Source organism: Nonomuraea thailandensis (assembly GCF_024172165.1).
In the GTDB taxonomy this organism is placed as follows: Bacteria; Actinomycetota; Actinomycetes; order Streptosporangiales; family Streptosporangiaceae; genus Nonomuraea; species Nonomuraea thailandensis.
In genome coordinates this window covers 2764623-2768151 of record NZ_JAMZEB010000002.1, presented here as the reverse complement: position 1 = coordinate 2768151, position 3529 = coordinate 2764623, and the positions used below count along the sequence as shown (strand labels likewise).

Genomic DNA, 3529 nt, shown 5'->3' with positions numbered 1-3529 from the left:
TCCGAGCACCCCAATTCGTTCGACACGCCGGCTGGACGGGCGGCCGCGCGCCAAGCCTTCTCCGGGCGGAAATTTGTTCACGTGCGCGCGCACAGCCCGATATCAGGGAGATGCAATTCGGGATTCGCGCGCCGCCCACTATGGCCCAGGGCCGAGCGCGGGATCAACGACGCCGTTCAACTGCTTCGCCGCCGCAGTTGTACGCCCCCGAGCGGCGTAAAAGGCGCGCTTGACGGGCTGAGAAAGGCCCTGAAACGGTAAGGCGTCCCGCGGTCGGCCGACCGCCGGAAAGGAAAAAGAATGTGAGGCACCGGCATGGCGGAAATGTCAGCGCCGCCGCATGTCAACCTGGTGGATCCCGCACTCTACTCACACGGTGACCCGTTCGCGCAATGGCGCTGGCTGCGTGAGCACGCGCCGGTCCACTGGCAGCCGCCGGCCGAGTTGCCCGGGTTCTGGTCGCTGACGCGCTATGACGACGTGCGCGCGGCGTACCGGGACGCCGCGACGTTCAGCTCGGCACAGGGGATCCTGCTGCGCCCGGCCGAGCACGGCGCGGACCCGGGAGGCGGGCGGACTCTGGCGCTGACCGATCCGCCGCGGCACCGCCGGTTGCGGGCCCTGGTGGACGAGTGGTTCGCGGTCCGCTCGATCCGCGCGCTGGAGCCGGAGATGCGCGACATCACGCGCGGCGTGGTGGACCGCGCGCTCGAACGCGGCAGCGTCGACTTCGTGGCCGACGTCGCGGCCCGGGTCCCCCTGTACGTGATCTGCCGGATGATGGGCGTCCCCGAACCGGACTGGGAGCACCTGTACGAGCTGACCAGCCAGGCGTTCGCCGCCGGCGACCCGCTCACCCGCAGGTTCGCCCACCTGGAGATCCTCGGTTACTTCGAGACCCTGCAGGCGGACAAGGCCGCGAACCCGGCCGACGACCTGGTGAGCGTGCTGGCGACGGCGGAGGTGGACGGCGAGCGGCTCAGCCCGGACGACGTCATCCTCAACTGCGACAACCTGCTGGTGGGCGGCACGGAGAACACGCGGATCGCGGCGGCCGGCGGCATGCTCACGTTCCTGGAGCGCCCTGACCAGTGGCAGGCGCTCGCCGGCGACGCCGGCCTGCTGCCGTCGGCGGTGGAGGAGGTCCTGCGGTGGACGTCCACCGCCACGCACATCATGCGCACCGCGGTGCGGCCGGTCGAGATCCACGGCCAGGCCGTCGAGCCCGGCGACAAGGTGGTGTTCTGGCTGCCGTCGGCCAACCGCGACGAGCGCGTCTTCGACGACCCGGACGCCTTCGACGTGCGGCGGCGCCCGAACCGGCACCTGGCTCTGGGCTTCGGCGAGCACTTCTGTCTCGGCAGCGTCCTGGCCCGGGTGGAGCTGCGCCTGCTGTACGGCGAACTGCTCGACCGGTCGGTGCGGATCGAGCCGGACGGCGAGCCGAAGCTCCTGGACTCGATCGTCGTCAACGGCCCGGAAAGCCTCCCGGTGCTCCTGAAGGCGGACCGCTAGCCGCCAGCCGGGTCGCCGCTCTGGCGGGCCGGCGTCGTCAGTCCGACATGGCGACCAGGACGCGGCGGTCGCCGGTGTAGGGGCGGCGGCCGTGTCCTACGGCGACGTTGTCGATGACCATGAGGTCGCCCTGCTGCCAGTCCACGTCCACGGCCATCTCCAGCCCGCGGTCGTGGACGTGGATGACGTACTCGTCGGGGATGGGGCTGCCGTCGGCGAACGTGACGGACTGCGGCAGCGCCTCGGACGGCAGGATCTGGGCCAGCTCGCGGGCGATGTCGTCGCCGAGCGCGGCCGGGTGGAAGTGGTCGGCCTGGTTGAACCAGACCGTGGATCCGGTGACCGGATGCCGGATCGAGGCGGGGCGAACGGGGCTCACCATGCGCAGCCCGCCGTCGGAGGTCCATTTCCAGTCGAACCGCCCCTCTTCGAGGAACGCCTCCACCTGCGCGCGGTCGTCGGTCTCGAACGTCTGCTTCCAGCTCCGCCCCAGGCCGAACCCGTCGTGCAGGTTCTGCGAGTAGCGGACGCCGCCGGCGAAGGCGTCCCGTACCTTCTCGTCCAGGGACTCCAGCCACAGCGCGCCGTCGACGACGGGCGTGGCGCCGCCGGACCCCGGTGTCGTGGCGCAGTAGAACAGCAGCCGGGCGGGCCACTTGTGGCTGTAGGACAGCTCGTTGTGCATCGCGATGGTCTGCTCGCTGGGGTACTCGGTGGAGGTGTAGACGTTGCCGGCGGCGACCTTGGTACGCGGCGACGTGCCGTGCGTGTAGGCCAGCCGGTTCGGCAGCAGCAGGTCCATGACCTCGTCGAGCTCGTGCTCGGCCACCTGGAAGCCGCGGAAGACCACGACCTTGGCCTGGGTGAGCACGTCCCCGAAGTCGCCCATCGCCGCCAGCGTGCGGCGCAGCCCGCCCGCGCCGGCCGCGGCGCCGCCGGGCCGGATCTCCATCGGCTTCCAGTCGTTGTACGCGCTCATGGCGAAGACCTCTCTCATCGGCCACATCCGGGGGCGAGTATGCGGGTCCCGCGCCCGGCCGGGCGAGCGCGTTCAAGTGCGGCCCCGCGCCAGTTGGACGGGCGTTCGACGCCCTGACGCGCCCCGTGTCATGGTGGAACGCGCTCCCACGGGCGCACTCCCCCACCCACCTGAGCAGGAGGCATCGTGCCCACGCCGACCGTCATCGAGAGCGCCCCATGCCGTTCGTGAGCACCAACGGGATCCAGCTCTCCTACCAGCGTTCAGGCAGCGGCGACCCCGTCCTGCTCATCATGGGCTCGAACGCCGCCGGCCACGTCTGGACCATGCACCAGACGCCGGCGCTGAACGCGGCCGGCTACGAGACGATCGTGTTCGACAACCGGGGCATCGCGCCGTCGAGCGTGCCGCCCGGCGAGTACACGCTGGCGGACATGGTGGCCGACACCCGAGGGCTGATCGAGGCGCTGGGGATCGGGCCGTGCCGCGTCGTGGGCACGTCCATGGGCGCGATGATCGCCCAGGAGCTGGCTCTGGAGTCTCCTGAGCTGGTGCGTTCGGCGGTGCTGATCGCCACCCGGTCACGGTCGGACGCGACCAGGCGGGCGATGGCGCGGGCGGATCGGGCGTTGCGGGAGAGCGGGGTCGAGCTGCCGGCCACGTACCAGGCCATGCGCACGGTCCTCGAGATGTTGTCCCCCGCGACGCTGAACGACGACGAGGCCGCCACCGGCTGGCTGGAGATCTTCGAGCTGATGACGGGCGCGGGCCGCGGCTCGGCCGGCCAGCTCGGCGTGGACACGATCGGCGACCGGCGGCCCGCGCTGCGGCGGGTCACCGTGCCGTGCCGGGCCATCGCCTTCGCCGACGACCTGGTGTGCCCGCCGCACCTGGTGGCCGAGGTGGCCGACGCCATCCCGGGCTGCGACCTGGTGGAGCTGCCCCGCTGCGGTCACCTGGGCAATCTGGAACGCCCCGACGCGGTGAACTCCGCGATCATCGAGTTCCTGGACAAGAACTGAAGCCGGTTCTCGG

General features: G+C 71.2%; 3 protein-coding genes. 2 read left to right on the top strand and 1 reads right to left on the bottom strand.

Annotated features, from left to right (window positions below; all coding sequences use genetic code 11):
• Positions 1–351 precede the first annotated feature (351 nt).
• Positions 352–1515 carry a cytochrome P450 gene (locus HD597_RS16650; RefSeq protein WP_253743188.1) on the top strand — a complete coding sequence of 388 codons (1164 nt, stop codon included), beginning with the start codon at positions 352–354 and terminating at the stop codon, positions 1513–1515.
• A 37-nt stretch (positions 1516–1552) separates the two neighbouring features.
• Here HD597_RS16650 and HD597_RS16645 read toward each other — a convergent pair whose 3' ends face one another.
• Positions 1553–2512 carry a TauD/TfdA family dioxygenase gene (locus tag HD597_RS16645; RefSeq protein ID WP_253743186.1) on the bottom strand — a complete coding sequence of 320 codons (960 nt, stop codon included), beginning with the start codon at positions 2510–2512 and terminating at the stop codon, positions 1553–1555.
• 209 nt (positions 2513–2721) lie between these two features.
• Here HD597_RS16645 and HD597_RS16640 point away from each other — a divergent pair, with 209 nt between their 5' ends.
• A complete protein-coding gene (locus HD597_RS16640; RefSeq protein ID WP_253743184.1) occupies positions 2722–3516 on the top strand; it encodes an alpha/beta fold hydrolase in 795 nt (264 codons plus the stop codon).
• The last annotated feature ends 13 nt before the right edge of the window (positions 3517–3529 follow it).